We start from the raw sequence: 18,632 nt of genomic DNA, 5'->3' as shown, positions 1-18,632 counted from the left end.
AATATAGAAAGATCATCAATTGAAAAGAGGAATCCTATGTCAGTATTAATAACAGGCGGCGCCGGTTATATCGGCAGCCATACCGTAGTGGAATTATTGAAAGCAGGCCAAGAAGTGGTCATCGTCGACAACTATTCGAACAGCAAGCCGGAAGTATTGAACCGGATCGCAAAAATCACTGGCAAAACACCGACTTTCTATGAAGTGGACGTGCTGGACCGCGAAGCGCTGGACGCAGTCTTTTCAAAAGAAGATATCGATTCTGTCATCCATTTCGCTGGCTACAAAGCAGTCGGCGAATCCGTAGCGAAACCGATCGAATACTACCACAACAACATCACGAGCTCTTTGGTATTGTGCGATGTGATGCGCAGCCATGGTGTGAAAAAGATCGTCTTCAGCTCATCCGCGACGGTTTACGGCATGAACAATGTGTCGCCGTTGACGGAGGACCTGCCGACAAGCGCAACCAACCCATACGGCTACACGAAAGTCATGATTGAACAGATCCTGAAGGACGTGGCGTTCGCCGATTCCGAGTGGAGCATCGCGCTTCTGCGTTATTTCAACCCGATCGGTGCGCATGAGTCCGGCTTGATCGGAGAAGACCCGACCGGCATCCCGAACAACCTGATGCCGTACATCACGCAAGTGGCTGTAGGCAAATTGCCGCGTTTGAGCATCTTCGGTGACGATTACGATACACCCGACGGCACAGGCGTGCGCGACTACATCCACGTCGTCGACTTGGCGTTGGGCCACATCAAGGCTTTGGAAAAAATCAAGGAAACCAACGGAGTCGGCATCTACAATCTTGGGACGGGTATTGGATACAGTGTGCTGGACTTGACGTATAACTTCCAGAAGGCTACAGGCGTCGAGATTCCGTACACGATCATCGCCAGACGCCCTGGGGATGTCGCTACCTGTTACGCGGATGCGACAAAAGCCAAAGAAGAACTGGGCTGGACAGCTCAGAAGACATTGGCGGACATGTGCCGTGATTCTTGGAACTGGCAAAAGAATAATCCGAACGGCTACGAAGCATAAAGAAAACAAAAAAACTCTTTCCAATTACTTGGAGGGAGTCTTTTTGTTTTTGTCTTAAATTCGGATTTTGTATTTTTTATGCAACATTAGTGTGCTAAACTAATTGTTGTACTTATATCTATTATTAAGAGGAGGCTTTTTATTGAAAAGGTTAACGGTTTTGTTAAATAAAAGCCTGCATCTGAGCCTGTGCCTGATGGTTCTTCTTTCAGCATTTTACTCAGGCGGTGGTGCGGTTTTTGCAGCCGAGGAGGTCGGCAATCAGAATGTATCGCAGTATATGGTTACTTATGACGGCAAGGCCACAGAGATTAACTTCGAGGAGAAAGGCATTCTTCATCTCACAGAGGTCAGTGCAGAAAAGCCTGATGTTTTGACAGGAAGATTTGAAGACTTGACCAAGGAAATCCAAGTGGATAGCAGTGCTACCGTTACAAGTGAAGCTGTTACTACAGAAGAGTATGCAGTGGACGGAGCAACCGAGTATGAAGAAACTTTGTCGACTGGTGAAGTCATCGTATTTTCTTTGGAATATGGGGATACTTTGGCAGTGGTGCCTGTAACTCTGCCAAGTGATGTGGTCGCTGTTTCCGAAACCGAATCGACCTCAGATACTGAAACGCCTTCGGAATTCGAAAAGACGGAGGTCGTGACCACCAATGAGAATGGTTCATTTATCGAACGCATTTATATTGTTGATGCTGCAGGCGAAGTAAGCAGCGAAATTGGCTTTAACTATTATGCGTTGAATGAAACTGGCAACAGTGTTGAAATCACGAAAGCTGAATACGATCAATTGAACGGAACGATTCAATCGCTGGCTAGCACCAATCTAACCGTGAGCGGTCCATCGGTGGTATACAATACTCATGTTCAAAATATTGGTTGGCAAGCAGATGTATCAAATGGTGCAACAGCCGGAACGACAGGCAAAGGTTTACGCCTCGAAGCGATGAGAATCTCCTTATCAGGCGGAAGTTATTCTGGTTCCATTTCTTATCGTACTCATGTTCAAAATGTGGGGTGGATGGATTTGCAATCAGATGGAGCAGTCAGTGGATCACTGGGGAAATCGCAACGGATGGAAGCTATCCAAATACAACTGACAGGTGACATTGCAGCAGCTTATGATGTCTATTATCGCGTTCACATTCAAGACATCGGTTGGACAGCTTGGACTGCCAACGGGAAGTTAGCGGGTTCTGAAGGTATGGCCAAACGTTTGGAAGCGATGGAAGTGAAGCTTGTAAAAAAAGGGGACACTTCTCCCGTTACTGGTAAGGCTTATTATTCTGCCGTAAATACTTTGCCTTTCTCCCCAGCAGTAAACTACAGTTCCCATGTCCAAAATGTCGGTTGGCAAACCGAAGTGAAAGACGGCGCAATCAGCGGGACGACTGGTCAAGCGCAACGCATTGAAGCAGTCAAAATTCAGTTGAGCCATCTTTCTGTTGAGGGGTCCATCAAATACCGCACCCAAGTCGAAGGCATTGGTTGGACAAGCTGGTCTCAAGATGGGGCAGTTAGTGGTACGAGTGGACAGGCGAAGCGCGTTGAAGCTATCGAGGTTCAACTGGCGGGCGAAATTGCAGCTTATTATGATGTTTATTACAGCGTTTATTCCGAAACTTACGGTTGGTTAGGCTGGGCTAAAAATGGCGAGTCTGCCGGGACGGAAGGTTTGGGGAAACGAGTGGAAGCCATCCGGGTCTTGCTGGTGGAAAAAGGCAACAGTGCTCAGGTGCCTAAAAGTACATCTGTTGCTTTCCTGAAAGACAGCAGGCCGGTAATTACATACCAAGCACATGTGCAGGACTATGGTTGGCTAGCTAAGGTCGCTGAAGGAGAGTTGAGTGGCACGACGGGGACAGCTAAACAATTGGAAGCTTTCCAAATTTCGTTGGGAGGCAGTGGCACTTCAGGTGGCATTACATATCGTTCGGATGTGGATGGAATTGGTTGGAAAGACTGGACTACAAGTGGCTCCACCAGCGGAACGATTGGCGCGGGTAAAAAAGTAAAGGCAATTGAAATCAAGCTCACAGGCTCATTTGCCGATAATTACGATGTTTACTATCGTGTCCATGCTCAAAATTATGGCTGGCTTGGTTGGGCTAAGAACGGCGAACCTGCAGGAGTCGAAGTTAATAATACGCGACTCGAAGCCTATGAAATAAAAATTGTGAAAAAAGGAGAAGCTGCTCCAGGATCAATTGCTAGTCCGTATATTGAGGCGAAGCAGCTCATCTACCTTGATCCCGGACACGGTGGCTGGGATAGTGGTGCATCCTTCAATGGGGTGTATGAAAAAACAATCAATTTAAAAGTTGCCAATAAAGTGAAGGCTTTGCTGGAAGCGAAAGGCTACAATGTCGCCATGACACGAACCACTGACGTTTCAGTAAGTGGGACTACCGATCTTTCTACCGAACTTTTGGCTCGCGCAGCCATGGCCAATGCCGCTAAGGCAGATATTTTTGTGAGTATCCACCACAATTCAGCCGGCTATACTTCAACGGTTTCAGGAATAGAAACATTTTATTATGGTTATTATGCAGGTTGGGAACCAGAAATTAACCAAGCGATGCACTTGGATCCTGCCAGACTGGCGAATAGCGTCACCTTGGCCGATGAAATTCAATCTTCTTTGATCAGTGCTACTGGTGCAAAAGACAGAGGAATATATGATGAAACCTTTGCTGTGCTTCGCGAAACGGCTATGCCGGCTGTTTTGTTGGAGTTGGGATTCATGAGCAATGCTACCGAATTGGCAAAGCTAGCAACAGATAGTTATCAAAATATCCTAGCCCAAGCGGTTGCGAACGGCATCTTTAATTATTATCAATAAATAGAAGGAGTTTGGACAGTGGTCCAGGCTCCTTTTTTGTCTGGTTAAAAAAATCTAGCATATCCCAATATTCCATAGCACATTTTGTTTGTTTATAATATAATAAAATTAACTTCGAATTAAATAGTGTTAAAAGATTATACAGACTAATAAGTAGTGGGGATTTATAAACAAAATTTATTGTAAATTTTTAAAATTATCAGAAATAAGGGGGAGTTTGCGCATGAAAAAATGTACGCGGAAATGGAAATTAAAAGGATTTTTTTTGGTGGTGATGGGGATCACCTTTGTAGGACTGGAAACAGCGACAGATACGATCAATATGTTTGACGGTTTGTTTATGACGGAAGTCCATGCTGCTACAACTGAAATAGGTACAGCAAATATTACAATTGATATTGCAGATTGGGAATCAGGTCTAGAGAGACACTATACATCTTCCAATGATGCAGATATTTATGTTCATTGGAATGCTGAATCTTCGGCAAGTGTGTTTATGGATAATGGGAACGGCTATACTGAAACAACGTTGTACGATGGGAACTCAAAAACAGGTTCAACGCAAGCATATATTGGTATGGGTTATACAACAGTCAACTACAATGTTGTTGATTCTAGAGTTACGACAGCTACAGTAGATACGACCATTGCAGCGACTGCGACTGCTACAACAGATACGATAGCTACCACAGTCACAGCTGAAACTCCATTTTCCCTTTCATACCAATCGCATATTTCGGATATTGGTTGGCAAGCCGATAAGCACGACGGGGAATTGAGTGGTACGGAAGGAGAAGCACGCAGACTGGAAGCCATCCAGATCAAAAGGAGCGACAGCCTTCCAATCGGGGATATCGTATATCGTACGCATGTCCAAGACTATGGTTGGTTGAACTGGGTTTCTAATGGGGAGTCGAGTGGTACAGAAGGAAAAGCTAAACGGTTGGAAGCAATCGAAATCAATCTGACAGATGATCTGGCTCAACAATATGATATCTATTATCGTGTCCATGCGCAAAATGTGGGCTGGTTGGATTGGGCGAAAAATGGCGAATCATCAGGAACAGCAGGCTATGGTTATCGTCTGGAAGCAATCGAAATAATACTGATAGAAAAAAATGGGGAAGCACCCGGGCCTACGATAAGATCATTTGTAAAATATCCAACAGTTTCTTATCAAACGCATGTGCAAAATATTGGCTGGCAACATGATGTGAGCAATGGAGATTCAAGTGGGACTACAGGGCAGGCGCTAAGATTGGAAGGAATTAAAATTCAATTGACAGACTTGCCTTATGCAGGATCTATCTCCTACAGCACCCATATTCAAAATATTGGGTGGCAAAATTATGTGAATGAGGGACTTCTAAGTGGCACTTCAGGACAAGGACTGAGACTGGAAGCAATAAAAATCAAACTAGATGGAGAAATGGCACAAAAATTTGATATCTATTACCGCGTTCATGCGCAAAATGTTGGCTGGACGGGTTGGGCGAAAAATGGAGAACCCTCAGGAACGGCAGAATATAGCTATCGTTTGGAATCCATTCAAATTAAAATCATGCCAAAAGGCAGTGAGGCACCGGGAAAGACCACCGGAGCATTCTTAGAAAACCCAAAAGTCGTCTTAAATGTTCCCTTTGTATCACAATTAACCCCAACATATGCTCCAATGGGGTGTGAAGGTGCAAGCTTACTGATGGGACTACAGTATAAAGGCTATTCAAGCGTCTCGCTTAAAACCTTCTTAGATAAAATGCCCAAGAATAGCAATAATCCGTTTGAGTCGTTCGCGTCCTCTCCTTATAAGATTGTGAACGGGGTCTTCCAGTCTATTTTCCCCGGGGCTCTGACAGCATACGGTAAAACGTATAGCGGGAAAGTTGCTGATGCATCAAATTTCACTACAACACAATTAAAATCGGAAATCAAACAAGGTAATCCAGTGGTCGTCTATGTAACCAATGAATTTGCTGCTCCTAAATGGGAAATATCCTTCATGGGTAGTGCTGGTTATGTCAGATCAGTTGATAACATGCACGTGATGACCCTGGTTGGCTATGATGAACAAACAGGCAATTATTTGGTGAATGACCCAAATTCATATGCAATTAGCCAATACTGGGTAACGAAAGAAAAGTTTGAAAAAGCATATAATGCATTAAGATATGCTGTTGTTGTGAGATAATCTGAAAAGAATAGTCTTTTACAAGGCTTCAATTGAAAGAAAAAAATAGAAGCCAGAATAAATCCCAGCTGAAAAATGAAAATAGGAGTGAGCTTATCTGAGTTGGATGAGTTTACTCCTATTTCTATTAGCCAAATTGACTGTTGCGAAAATTAAGTATTTATAAAACTATTTTTCAGTCTATTTACGGAATAATTCGTTTGTGATATTGTCGGTTAGACTGATTTGCCCGTGGGCTTTCTTTCGGAAGACTGTTATTATATATAATAGACAGAAATAAATTAATTAGATTTGAGGTAGTTTCAACAATGGAAAAAATATCTTTAAAACGGAATGCATCTCTTAATGGGATAAGGACCGTGATTGCAATCATATTTCCATTAATAACTTTTCCTTACGCGACGAGGGTATTGCAAGTTGCTAATTTGGGGAAAGTGAATTTTAGTAGTTCCATCGTCAACTACTTTTTGTTAATGGCGGGACTGGGCGTTGCAACCTATGCCATCAGGGAGGGGGCGGGGTTGAGGAACGATCCGGAAAAATTAAATGAATTCGGGAACCAAGTGTTCACAATCAATCTGATTTCGACAGTGATTTCCTATCTTTTCCTGTTTACCATTTTGTTCACCGTCCCTTCGTTAGCTGATTACAGGTTGTTGTTGATTATCCAAAGCTTGAGCATCATTTTCACAACGGTAGGTGTGGAGTGGATCTATAGTATCTATGAGGATTTTCTATTCATAACACTGCGCAGTTTGGTCTTTCAGGTTTTTTCACTGATTCTGCTGTTCGTTTTGGTGAGAGATACAGAGGACTACTATTTATATGCGCTGATCACTGTCATCTCGACTGTCGGGTCCAACTTAATAAACTATGTCCATTCGAGAAAATATACAAAGCTGAGATTAACCAGACAACTTGGTCTGAAGAAGCATTTAAAACCCATCTTGATTATTTTTTCAAATAATATTTTATCAACATTTTACGTCAATTCTGATATTACGTTATTAGGGTTTATGGTCGGGAACTATTCCGTTGGTATTTACAGTGTAGCCGTAAAAATCTATACCACTGTCAAATCCGTTCTGGCTGCTGTCATTATTGTCGCCATTCCGAGGCTGTCTTTCTACTTGGCCGACAACCGTATGGAAGACTACCGAAATACAGTCAATAAAGTTTTTAACTATATTTCTGTGCTTATTTTGCCGTCGGTAGTAGGTATCAATCTGTTAAGTGAGGAGCTGGTCATCATTCTATCCGGTGCTGACTATCTTGAGGCTGCTGTTTCACTCAGAATACTGAGCGTGGCTTTGCTCTTTTCAATATATGCGACAGTCATCGTGTCCTTGATTCTGTTGCCGATGAAGTTGGAAAAATATATCTTACAAGCGACATTGGCCAGCGCCATCGTGAATGTGGGATTGAACTTCGTCATGATTCCAGCTTTCCAAGAAAAAGGGGCAGCTGTGACTACGATGATTGCAGAATTGCTTGTATTGCTGATGAGTTATCATTATGCCAAAGAGCACATCGAGTTGAAAGGTATTTTAAAAAATATCGGTGCCAGCTTGGTTGGCTGTGTGGCATTAGTAGTCGTCGCTTTCGTGCTACGCAATCTGATCGCTAATGTAATTCTGTATACGTGTGTGACTGCAGGATTGGGTGCTGCTGTCTATTTCTTAATTATGCTGGCTTTGAAGAACGAGGCAGTGTTGGAAGTGGCTGGGCCGTTGTTCTCGAAGTTAAGGAACAAAAAAGATTAAAATTAAATGGAGTTGTCGGACATTTTTGCACAAATAAATAATAGATTTGAGGGGAATAAATTGGGAAAGAGTGTTCACATTGTTGTTTTGAATTACAATGGTTACGAAGATACAATCGCGTGTGTGGATAGTTTGATGAAGATTCAATATGAGAATTTCAAAATCATCGTGGTGGACAACGCGTCTGCTAATGACCTCTCCGCCTTGCAACAGAATTTGCCAAGTGAGATTATTTTGTTGCAGAGTGGGAAGAATTTGGGTTATGCCGGCGGAAATAACGTTGGCATTCGCTGGGCTTTAGAAAACGGTGCTGATTATGTTTGCGTATTGAATAATGACACGGAAGTAGATCCTGGTTTCCTGAAGCAGTTGGTCGATTTCGCAGAAGCTAATCCTGATTATGGAATGGTGGGGCCGGCAATTCTGGAATTTGATGAACCGGAAATTGTCCAAACGACTGGCGCGAAGATCAATATCTCCAAGGGAGCCGACTTGCCCCTAAATCAAGGGAAACATATCGATGAGGTAGAGAAAGTCATTTCCTGCGATTATATCGGAGGTGCTTGCATGTTGGTGCGGAAAGAAGTGATGGTAAAGATCGGTTTGATACCGGAAAATTACTTCTTATTCTATGAAGAGACGGAATGGTGTTGCCGGGCTAAACAAGCCGGATATGGCGTTTATTGCCTGACATCTGCGCATATCTACCATAAAGGATCCAGTTCAATCAATAAGGTCAAAGGTTTGAGTAAATATTTATTGTATCGAAACCGAGTGGTCTTTGTGAAACGGAACGGAACTTTTTCCGAAAAAGTGAAGTTCTTTGTTTACTTGGGGTTGAAAATGGTCCAGACATTAGTATTCGATTTTTCCAACCGAGAGGAGATAAAATATTATCTTCACGGGGTGTTCAACATAATCGATAAGAAAAAGTATCCTTTTATCATCATAAACCAATAGCGAACGGAAGGAAATTCGCTCAAAAGCAAATCACTCGGGCAACACAGAAAGGCTGGAGACTGAATCGGATTTTACTGATTTAGTTTCTGGCCACTCTTTGTATTATTTTGCTTTTTTGCTGCGAGATGAATTATTTAGGACTTGTTACTTTGTTAAATTTTTAATATATTTTTGATTTAGCCTTTTTTAATCAAGACTAATCCTTTATACTAAAAAATGACTATTTGTGAATGGGCCTATTTTTTTGTTAAACCTATTTAAGGAAAGAGGATAAAAAATAATGAATAAAAGTAGAAGTCGGCAACAGAAAAGTAAAAGAATAATAAAAAGTAGTTTAGCTGTACTTGCTGGCCTAGTTATCATTTTAGGGCTCTTTTTTTGGAAGTCCTATTCAGAGGTTGATAATACCGTAACAGCTATGTACGAAAGTGTTGAAACAAACAATCTTAGAGAAGAAAAAGTATCCACTGATGCAACCGAGCCGATTTCTTTTGCCTTGTTTGGGGTTGATAACGGAGCTTTGGGGAGAGATACGGATGTTGGCCGGAGTGATGCAATCATTATCGGAACAATAAATCCGACTACAAAGACAACTACGTTGGCTAGTATTCCCCGTGATTCTTATGCAGAAATGGTAGATTACAATGGCTTAGATGGATTTCCGTATTATGATAAAATAACTCATGCTTATGCTTTTGGTGAAACGAGCATGGCTATCAATTCGGTCCAGCAGTTCCTGAATATTCCGATCGACTATTATGTGACAGCGAATATGCAGGGCATTGTGGATATTATCAATGCAATAGATGGCATTGAAGTTGTTAGCCCATTAACTTTTGAATATGATAATTTTGAGTTTATTGAGGGTGAAACAGTTGAGTTGGATGGTCAAGCGGCGTTGGCCTTTGCCAGAATGCGCCATGACGATCCCGCAGGCGATGCGGGCCGACAAGATAGGGAAAAATTGGTTGTGGAAGCCTTGCTTAATAAAATCGTTAGCTTGGATTCGCTTAAGAATTATCAAAAGATTTTAGACACGCTCTCGGCAAATGTTAAGACCAATTTGACATTTGATGAGTTGGTTGACCTTCAATCTGGGTATAAGAGTTCCTTGCAGAATTTTGTGCAAGATTCTCTTGTTGGTGAGGAAACATATATAAATGAAATATACTATTTATATGTGAATCCGGAAGAGCGTTTGCGCATTTCCAATATTTTCCGAAAAGAGTTGGGATTGGATGAGATTGTCGAAGATGATCTTGAAATGACAGATATTGATTTCGATGGCACCTACAACGAGAACGCTTATTATTACGAAGACACATATGAGGAAGAAGTCTACTCAGAAGAAAGTTACACCGAGGATACTTACATAGAGAGCGACTACACAGAAAATGATTACACCAACGATGAGACTTACTCAGAGGCATACAGCTATTAGCACTATTATTCGTAACAAACGAGGGTGGACAAAAGTCCCACCCTCGTTTTTTTTAGGTGAATTATTTGTTATAATAATAAGGAGAAAAGTAGAAAGAAGGTCAGGAATGAAAAAAATTAAAAAAGCGGTTATAACAGCTGCTGATTTTGGGATAGATTTCCTTCCGGCTACCAAAGCCATGCCAAAGGAAATGTTACCTATTGTTGATAAGCCTGTTATTCAATTTGTTGTTGAGGAAGCCATTGCTTCTGGCATAGAAGAAATATTAATCATAAGTGGAAAGAACAAATCTTCGATAGGCAATCATTTTGACCGGAATGTCTTTTTGGAAAAACTTCTGATGGAAAAGAATGAAAGCGAAAAATTAGCAGTACTTGCCGAATCTGATGTTCCGAACATCTATCACATCAGACAAGCTTATCCTAATGGTTTGGGCGATGCGATCCTGCATGCGGAGTCTTTTGTTGGCGATGAACCATTTGTCATTTTGTTGGGGGATGACATCATGCCAAATGGTAAACCGTTGACTAAGACCTTGATGGATCTATATGATAAACACCAAACACCCATTATTGCCATGATGAAAACGGGAATAGAGGAGCTGGCCCATTCAGGTGTTGTGGAAGTGGTTGGAGTGAGAGGGGAAAACCTTTTTGGCATCAGGCATGTATTTGAAAAAATCGGTTCTTCAGTTGCAACCAATGATTTGGGCATTATCGGCAGATATGTGATGACGCCAGATATATTTCCCAAGTTGCATGCTTTGTCCGCAGATGCAAAGCCCCACCTACAGTTAACTGATGCCATCGAGGCGCTGAACAGGGAACAAGAAGTGTTGGCTTACGAATATCAAGGGGAAAGACACGATGCAGGGGATAAATATGGACTGCTTATTGCCAATATCGAATTAGGATTGAAGCACAAGGAAACAGCCCAGCCATTGGCTGAATATCTAAAAGAATTAAGCAAACAATTGAAGCGGGAATAACTGTTTCAACGATGCTGTTCAAGTGAACTCAGTTAGGAATGCAGGTACCGAAAAAAGTATGAGAAGTACGCTGAGAGGCGCTTAAAATAGGAGAAAAATATGAAAAAAATGTTATATATGATGCATATTGATTGGGATTGGATTTTCCAAAGACCGCAGATTTTGGCTTTGGAATTAGGTAAATATTTTGATGTAACCGTCCAGTATCGTTTTGCCAATAATCGCAAAACCGTCAGGAAAAACAAAATTCGTCCACCGAAACAAGTTATCTATTTTCAACTGCCGAAAAATAATTTACCGATTATCAAACAACTCAACACGATGATCCGCAGCAGCTACAAGAGAAAAATCATCAAGGGTGATTATGCCTATCTTTGGGTTTGCTCTCCTGAGCTGTTCGATGCCATACCTGAAGGTTATCAAGGTATAATCATCTATGATTGTATGGACCGTCATGTGAATATGGCGAGAAGTGAAAGGAAGGAAAAAGTACAAGAGATGGAGTTAGCTTTAATCGCGAAAGCCAGTTATATTTTTGTCTCAAGCCAAAGTTTGTATGAGGACATCAAGCGCGTGGTTCCAAACAAAAAGATAGCGATAATCCGCAACGGGTTTGTACAAAGTGAACTATTTTATGATGAGCGGGATGCCTCTGCTGGGGAAAAGGCGAGCTATAAAGTGGCGTACATCGGGACTGTCGATACTTGGTTTGACTTCGACACGCTTGCGAGCAATATCGCTCATTTTAAAAATGTGACCTATGATATTATAGGACCGACCGTTGTGAAGAAACCGATTGAGAGAGTCCATTACCGTGGCATCGTTCCGCATGACGAATTGTATTCGAACATCAAGGATGTCGACTGCCTAGTGATGCCGTTTATTTTGAATGATACGGTTCTGGCGGTGGATCCGGTTAAGTTATATGAATATATCAGTTTCGGAAAATGCATCATCTCGGTCTATTATCCTGAAATAGAAAGATTCGGTGATTTCGTGTATTTCTACCGTAATGCCGAGGAGTACAATGAATTGATGCAAGCGTTGATCGTAACCAACTTCAAGCCGAAGTATTCCCAAAAACAACAGGGTGATTTTTTGGTGAATAACACTTGGGACAGACGGGTATCAGATATTGTCGAGATTCTGACAGAGAAAATTTAAGGGTGTGCAAAATGAAAAAGATAAAAGTTATGACAATTTTTGGAACAAGGCCTGAAGCCATAAAAATGGCTCCTCTAGTGAAAGAACTAGAAAAACAATCTGATCGATTCGAGTCAATTGTTACTGTGACTGCACAGCATCGACAAATGCTTGATCAGGTTTTGACTATTTTTGACATCAAACCGGACTATGATTTGAACGTTATGAAGGATCGTCAAACCCTATCTCAAATCACTGCCAATGTCTTAATGGGGTTAGAGGCGGTCATGTTGGAAGCTAAACCGGACATTGTCTTGGTTCATGGAGATACCACGACCACTTTTGCGGCTGCTATTTCAGCATTCTATCATAACATTAAAGTAGGCCATGTTGAGGCAGGCCTGCGTACTTGGAACAAATACTCTCCTTTTCCAGAAGAAATCAATAGACAAGTAACAGATGTCATCTCTGACTTGTATTTTGCGCCAACAACGCAGAGCGAAATCAATCTTCTGAAGGAAAACCACGATAAAAACACCATTTTCATTACTGGGAATACGGCAATCGATGCCCTAACACACACAGTCCGAGAAGATTACGAGAATGGAATCTTAAGCAGCATTCCTGAAGGACGCAAAATTATCTTAATGACTATGCATCGCCGCGAAAATCAAGGTAAACCTATGGAACAAGTATTTCGTGCAATCAGACAAGTCGTGGATGAGTACCCTGATATCGAAATTATCTATCCGGTCCATTTAAATCCGGTGGTTCAGGAACTGGCTAATGCTTTTCTGGGTAACCATGAGCGCATCCATCTTATTGCACCGTTGGATGTTATCGATTTTCATAACGTTGCAGCCAGAAGCTATATGATTATGAGCGACTCAGGTGGCGTCCAAGAAGAAGCGCCATCACTTGGTATACCCGTACTTGTCTTGCGTGATACCACTGAAAGGCCAGAAGGAGTCGACGCCGGGACACTGAAGTTAGTAGGGACGGAAACAAATGATGTAATCGAAGCTATGACGGAACTGCTTGATAATCCCGCTTTGCACAAAAAAATGTCTGAAGCAAAAAATCCTTATGGAGACGGTAAAGCATCCCAACGAATTTTGGATTGTATCGCCTACGAATTTGGTTGCATGGACCAAAGACCTGAAGATTTCAAGTATTAGGAAGTTATATTTTTAAATAGTATTCTATAATTTAATATGCTATATTATGTTTTATGTTTGCTATTTAAGTGAGTTTTAAATAACTAGGAAGAAAGGTACAGGGCAATGCAAGTAAATCATTCAAAATTAAGCTGGAAAGATATTTGTTCTTTCAATTTTAAGCACGCCTACTTGATTAAGAATGCTATCTTAATCGTACTCGTGTTTCTCTTGATGAGATTAGTCGGATTTGAAAACGAGATGATCTCGTTTATTATCATGTTCGGTTTAGCAGTATTCAGTTATTTTTACATTTCAATAAAGAATAAAGATTTCTTCGATTTCAGGGCGATATTTTTAGCAGCCTGGTTGGTCTCGTTCGCTTTGAATTTGATCAGATTGAACCCTATCTATAATGAACTGAGTTTAAAGACCTCAATCGTTCTGATTGTCACGCCCGTTACGTTATTGTTGGGGTCTTTCCTCTATGAAATAATGCATAATAAGCAAACGGAGGGAAAAGTAAATCCAAGGGTATTTATGGACAGCAAGCTGTTTTTTGCTGTATCACTCCTTATTTCCGTGTTCATTTTAGGCTGTTTTATCGCGGAAAGTATCATAATCGGTGAGTTGCCATATTTCAGCAGTGACATGAATGCCTATGTTACCTTTTATGTCAGCGGGCTGCATCAATTTGTCGTGTTATCATACTTCGTTCCATGTTTGGCGATCATCTATATTCATCAGTATGGTGTAAAATGGTATTCGCCTAAAGCGTTGCTTTTGATTGCATTGAGTTTAATCAGTTATGCCATCCCAATACTGATTGTTTCCCGTCAGTTATTATTGCAGCAACTGTTTGTCATGTTCTTCACGTTAGCATTCTATCACCGAAAAAGAACATTTCAACTGTTTATCGCGATGGTGCTTTGCTTTGGATGGGCTTTTGTCTTCTTGTCTGGGGCGAGAAACCAAAGCGAGGAATATTTAGCCGATGCATACACACAAAGTAACAAACAAGAGGAAGATAGCAGTGAAGAAGCTTCAGAGGATTCTGAAACGATAATGCCAACCCAACATGAGGTCGCTTTTGATTTGCCATCGGTGTTGGTGACACCGTATGTCTATTTTTCAAATAGCCTCCAAAGTTTCAATAATCAGGTCAATTATCAGAAAAAATACTATTACGGCGTGTCTTTGCTGGAACTTCCGGTAAAGGCCTGGTCGAAGATTACGGGTACAGAAGTTGAGCTTATGGCCGCCTATAAACACGACAAGGCAAGGCTGCAAATCAGTCCTTTCCTCAATACTTTCGGCTTTGTATCTGATTTCTACTTTGATTTCGGCATTTTTGGGGTCATCGTTGGTATGGCCTTGTATGGCTATGTTTTGTCATGGCTGAAGCATAAATCGCTGGTTAGTCAAAATCCATTCATAATCATGCTATCTGGCCTGTTTGTTTACGCCTGTCTGTTTTCGTTCTTTATCCCATGGTTGAGCAACAGTACATTGCAATATACAGTTGTATTCTTGGTATTATTGGCTTTCTGGAACACGAAGATAAAAAATAAGGTTCCGGAAATGAACAGTCCGACCTACTGAAAACTGATTCTTGCTATTCCATAAGGCAATCCCGATAATGTTTCGGGATTGCCTTATTTTTGATTTTGAATGGAAAGTGATTTTGTAATGCGACGGTAATTATAATTCTCATTTTCCAATTTTCGTGAAGTTATGGTATTATAAGATGCGTATATTGTATCGGGAATTCAAAGGATAGGAAGGCATATCAACTTGTTTTTGAATGGGTACTTCCATGGTTTAAATTTATGAAGAGAAAGATTGGAGAACAGGCATGAAAGTCACAATTGTAAATTGTTTTGATACAAACCGTGATAGGGTGGATTTGATTTATGATTACTTTAAAGAGAAGGGTTATGAAGTCACCGTCATTGAATCCGATTTTCATCATGGCAGAAAAGAGAAAAAAAATATTACCCGTAATGATTTCCTGTTCATCGAAACTTTGCCGTATAAGCGTAATCTATCGGTAGGCAGATTGAACTCGCACGATGATTTCTCTAAAAAAGCTATACAACTTGCGGCGGATTTGCAACCGGATATCCTTTACGTGATGTTTCCTCCAAATTCATTAATGAAATACGCCAGTGCGTATAAAGCTAAAAATCCACAGGTGAAATTGATCGCAGATGTCATAGATCTCTGGCCTGAAAGTATGCCGGTTCCGGAAAACCTGAAGAGACTGTTTGTCTTCCGGATGTGGGCTGATATCAGGAACAAACATTTGGCAAAAGCTGACTTGTTCCTGACTGAATGTTATTATTATTATGATGTCCTAAAGAAACATATTGGTCAAACAAAAACCGGAACTTTATATTTAGCGCAAGATTCAGTACCATTTAATGGTGAAGAGCGTGTTCAGCTTTCCCAAGAGAGTTTCGATATTTGCTATTTGGGTTCCATCAACAACATTATTGATATCGACTTCATTTCCGAGTTGATCAAAAAGATGTCTGCCGTAAAAAAAGTGCGTTTGCACATCATTGGCGATGGCGAATCCAGAGAGGAATTTATCCAATGTTCCGAACGAGCAGGTGCTGAAGTTCTTTATCATGGCAAAATATATAATGCCCAAGAAAAACAAGCCATTTTTGATCAGTGTTATTTTGGCCTGAACATCATGAAAGAAACTGTTTCAATCGGCTTAACCACGAAATCAATCGATTATTTCAATGCTGGATTGCCAATCATAAATAACATAAAACACGATACCGTAAAACTGGTTGATCAGTACGGTATCGGCATTAATATTACTAGGGAATTGGACAATGTCCCGGAAATAATGAACGAGTCGATTGCGTTAAATAAACAAAGAAGAATAAAGGTCAAAGAAATATTCGATCAGTATTTTTCCAGAGAAGCTTTTTATGAACAGTTGGAAGTTCTATTGCGTAAAATAGACGTTTAATTGGCGCGATTGGCAACTGCAAGTATTCAATTATAGAGCTGGTTATCACCGCCGTGATTGCTATTTAAGAAGGGAACGGTTATTATTCAAAATCAAAAAATTTCGATACTCCTGGCTACTTACAGACCTAACTGGGAATTCTTCAAATTATTGTTGATCAGTTTAAATGATCAAGATTATCCGCATTTGGAATTGTTGGTCCGCGATGACAGCGACCAAATCGAAACCAGCGAAAAGATCCAGGAATACTTGCGCGAATTTGTCACAGCGATGCCGTACGTCTTTACCATCAATGAGCGGAATATGGGCAGCAACAGAACTTTTGAACTGCTGACGGAGGAAGTGGCGAATGGAGGATATCTAGCCTATTGCGATCAGGACGATGTATGGGAACCTGAGAAACTCAGCACGCTCGCCGCGCTGATCGAAGCACCCGGTGTCACCTTGGCTTATTCCGATTTATCCGTCATCGATCAGGATGGCAATAAAAAAGCGGACAGTTTCAGGGAGTTCCAAAAACGGGTGATCCATATTTATGGTGCCGATCTGTTTGGGACCTTATTGATGCGCAACAGCGTCACCGGTTGCTCGATGCTGATCGACACGGATGTGGCCAAACGGGCTCTGCCTTTCAGTCAATACTTTGTCCACGACCATTGGCTGACCTTGGTTGCCTCCAGCGTCGGAGAACTGGCCTATTCGGCAAAACCGTTGATCCAATACCGCTTGCATGACAATAATCAAATTGGTGCTTCGATGCTTCCGGGCATCAACAACAAGACTGATTATGTGGAGAAAAAATTAGCCCAAGATATCGTGCGCTTCAACTCCTTGCTGGCGGGAGACCTGTTTACGGCCGAGCAAAAGGCGCTTATACAAGGTAAAATTGCTGCCGTCGAGGACAGGAAAGCTTTCATCCAGTCGCCTAACCTGTCCGGTATCGGCAAATTGTTCAAGGCTTTGCAAGGGGATCATCAATTGTTTCTGGTCGAATTATTTTTGGGAATGGCTGGCAACAAACTGGGTGAGCGATTCCTGAAATTCCTGAAACGCTAGCAGTTATTCCATCGTTCGCTAGAGCGAGAAATTCGTTATTGAAAGAGAATAAAATGAAAATTATGAGCAGAGAATAGGAGCTGAAGAAATGAAAGGAATTATTTTAGCTGGAGGTAGTGGGACACGTCTATATCCGCTGACGAAAGCTGTCTCGAAACAATTGATGCCAATCTATGACAAACCGATGATTTATTATCCAATGTCTACACTGATGTTGGCAGGAATCAAAGATATTTTGATTATTTCCACGCCGACCGACACCCCTCGTTTTGAACAGTTATTCGGTGATGGTGCTGAATTGGGCTTGAATATCGAATATGCTGTACAGGAGAGTCCGGATGGATTGGCACAAGCTTTCATCCTCGGTGAAAAGTTTATCGGCTATGATTCCGTCTGCCTGATTCTTGGAGACAACATTTACTACGGCAGTGGTTTGGCTAAAATGCTGCAACGCGCGGCCGGCAAAGAAAAAGGCGCAACGGTCTTCGGCTACCACGTTCAAGATCCAGAACGCTTTGGTGTGGTGGAATTTGATGAAAATATGCGGGCCATTTCGATTGAAGAAAAACCGGAAAATCCGAAGAGCAGTTACGCAGTAACCGGGCTTTATTTCTATGACAATGATGTGGTGGAAATCGCGAAGAACATCAAACCATCCCCACGTGGTGAATTGGAAATCACGGATGTCAACCGCGTATACCTGGAAAAAGGCTTGTTGGATGTGGAAATCATGGGCCGTGGCTTCGCTTGGTTGGATACAGGCACACATGAATCCTTATTGGAAGCTGCAACTTTCATAGAAACCATCGAAAAACGTCAAAACTTGAAAGTGGCTTGCTTGGAAGAAATTGCTTACCGCATGGGCTACATTACCCGTGAGCAGTTAATCGACTTGGCACAACCTTTGAAGAAAAATGCCTACGGCCAATACCTATTGCGCTTAGTAAATGCATAAGAAAAACTCAACGAACCGTTCAACCTTGACAGGGAAATAAGATGTTTCCGCAGGGTGGCCGTGAGGTTCGACAAGTAAAAAAAGGGGTAATCGA

Annotated in this window: 13 protein-coding genes; all 13 read left to right on the top strand. The window is 41.6% G+C overall.

The window, feature by feature from the left end; genetic code table 11:
* Positions 1-36: 36 nt before the first annotated feature.
* The 13 genes from galE to rfbA all read left to right on the top strand — a co-directional run bounded on the left by galE (position 37) and on the right by rfbA (position 18,538).
* The gene (galE, locus tag PH235_RS11205) at positions 37-1,050 is read left to right on the top strand and encodes a UDP-glucose 4-epimerase GalE (RefSeq protein ID WP_272162419.1); all 1,014 of its coding nucleotides are present in this window, start codon (positions 37-39) and stop codon (positions 1,048-1,050) included.
* Between the two features lie 142 nt (positions 1,051-1,192).
* Positions 1,193-3,898: an N-acetylmuramoyl-L-alanine amidase gene (locus PH235_RS11200; protein ID WP_272162418.1), complete on the top strand. Its 2,706-nt coding sequence runs from the start codon at positions 1,193-1,195 to the stop codon at positions 3,896-3,898.
* 223 nt (positions 3,899-4,121) lie between these two features.
* A complete protein-coding gene (locus PH235_RS11195; protein WP_272162417.1) occupies positions 4,122-6,086 on the top strand; it encodes a C39 family peptidase in 1,965 nt (654 codons plus the stop codon).
* A 308-nt stretch (positions 6,087-6,394) separates the two neighbouring features.
* Positions 6,395-7,849, top strand: coding sequence for a flippase (locus PH235_RS11190; protein ID WP_272162416.1), 1,455 nt, complete (start codon positions 6,395-6,397; stop codon positions 7,847-7,849).
* A gap of 60 nt (positions 7,850-7,909) precedes the next feature.
* The gene (locus tag PH235_RS11185) at positions 7,910-8,809 is read left to right on the top strand and encodes a glycosyltransferase family 2 protein (RefSeq protein WP_272162415.1); all 900 of its coding nucleotides are present in this window, start codon (positions 7,910-7,912) and stop codon (positions 8,807-8,809) included.
* A gap of 280 nt (positions 8,810-9,089) precedes the next feature.
* A complete protein-coding gene (locus PH235_RS11180; protein ID WP_272162414.1) occupies positions 9,090-10,250 on the top strand; it encodes an LCP family glycopolymer transferase in 1,161 nt (386 codons plus the stop codon).
* A gap of 106 nt (positions 10,251-10,356) precedes the next feature.
* Positions 10,357-11,238: a UTP--glucose-1-phosphate uridylyltransferase gene (locus PH235_RS11175; RefSeq protein ID WP_272162413.1), complete on the top strand. Its 882-nt coding sequence runs from the start codon at positions 10,357-10,359 to the stop codon at positions 11,236-11,238.
* A gap of 99 nt (positions 11,239-11,337) precedes the next feature.
* Complete coding sequence (locus PH235_RS11170) at positions 11,338-12,402, top strand: hypothetical protein (protein WP_272162412.1); 1,065 nt, start codon at positions 11,338-11,340, stop codon at positions 12,400-12,402.
* Positions 12,403-12,413: 11 nt separating this feature from the next.
* Positions 12,414-13,559, top strand: coding sequence for a non-hydrolyzing UDP-N-acetylglucosamine 2-epimerase (gene wecB, locus PH235_RS11165; RefSeq protein WP_272162411.1), 1,146 nt, complete (start codon positions 12,414-12,416; stop codon positions 13,557-13,559).
* Positions 13,560-13,664: 105 nt separating this feature from the next.
* The gene (locus PH235_RS11160; protein WP_272162410.1) at positions 13,665-15,140 is read left to right on the top strand and encodes an O-antigen polymerase; all 1,476 of its coding nucleotides are present in this window, start codon (positions 13,665-13,667) and stop codon (positions 15,138-15,140) included.
* Between the two features lie 253 nt (positions 15,141-15,393).
* On the top strand, positions 15,394-16,527 hold the full coding sequence (locus PH235_RS11155) for a glycosyltransferase (RefSeq protein ID WP_272162409.1): 1,134 nt from the start codon (positions 15,394-15,396) through the stop codon (positions 16,525-16,527).
* Between the two features lie 57 nt (positions 16,528-16,584).
* Complete coding sequence (locus PH235_RS11150; RefSeq protein ID WP_272162408.1) at positions 16,585-17,583, top strand: glycosyltransferase; 999 nt, start codon at positions 16,585-16,587, stop codon at positions 17,581-17,583.
* Positions 17,584-17,671: 88 nt separating this feature from the next.
* Positions 17,672-18,538 (top strand): glucose-1-phosphate thymidylyltransferase RfbA, encoded by an 867-nt coding sequence (rfbA, locus tag PH235_RS11145; protein ID WP_272162407.1) that lies wholly within the window; start codon positions 17,672-17,674, stop codon positions 18,536-18,538.
* The last annotated feature ends 94 nt before the right edge of the window (positions 18,539-18,632 follow it).

Origin of the sequence: Trichococcus sp. K1Tr (assembly GCF_028309625.1) — a bacterium.
Classification (GTDB): domain Bacteria; phylum Bacillota; class Bacilli; order Lactobacillales; family Aerococcaceae; genus Trichococcus.
Note: the sequence above shows the minus strand (reverse complement) of the source record. Positions and strands in the feature narration are given on the sequence as shown.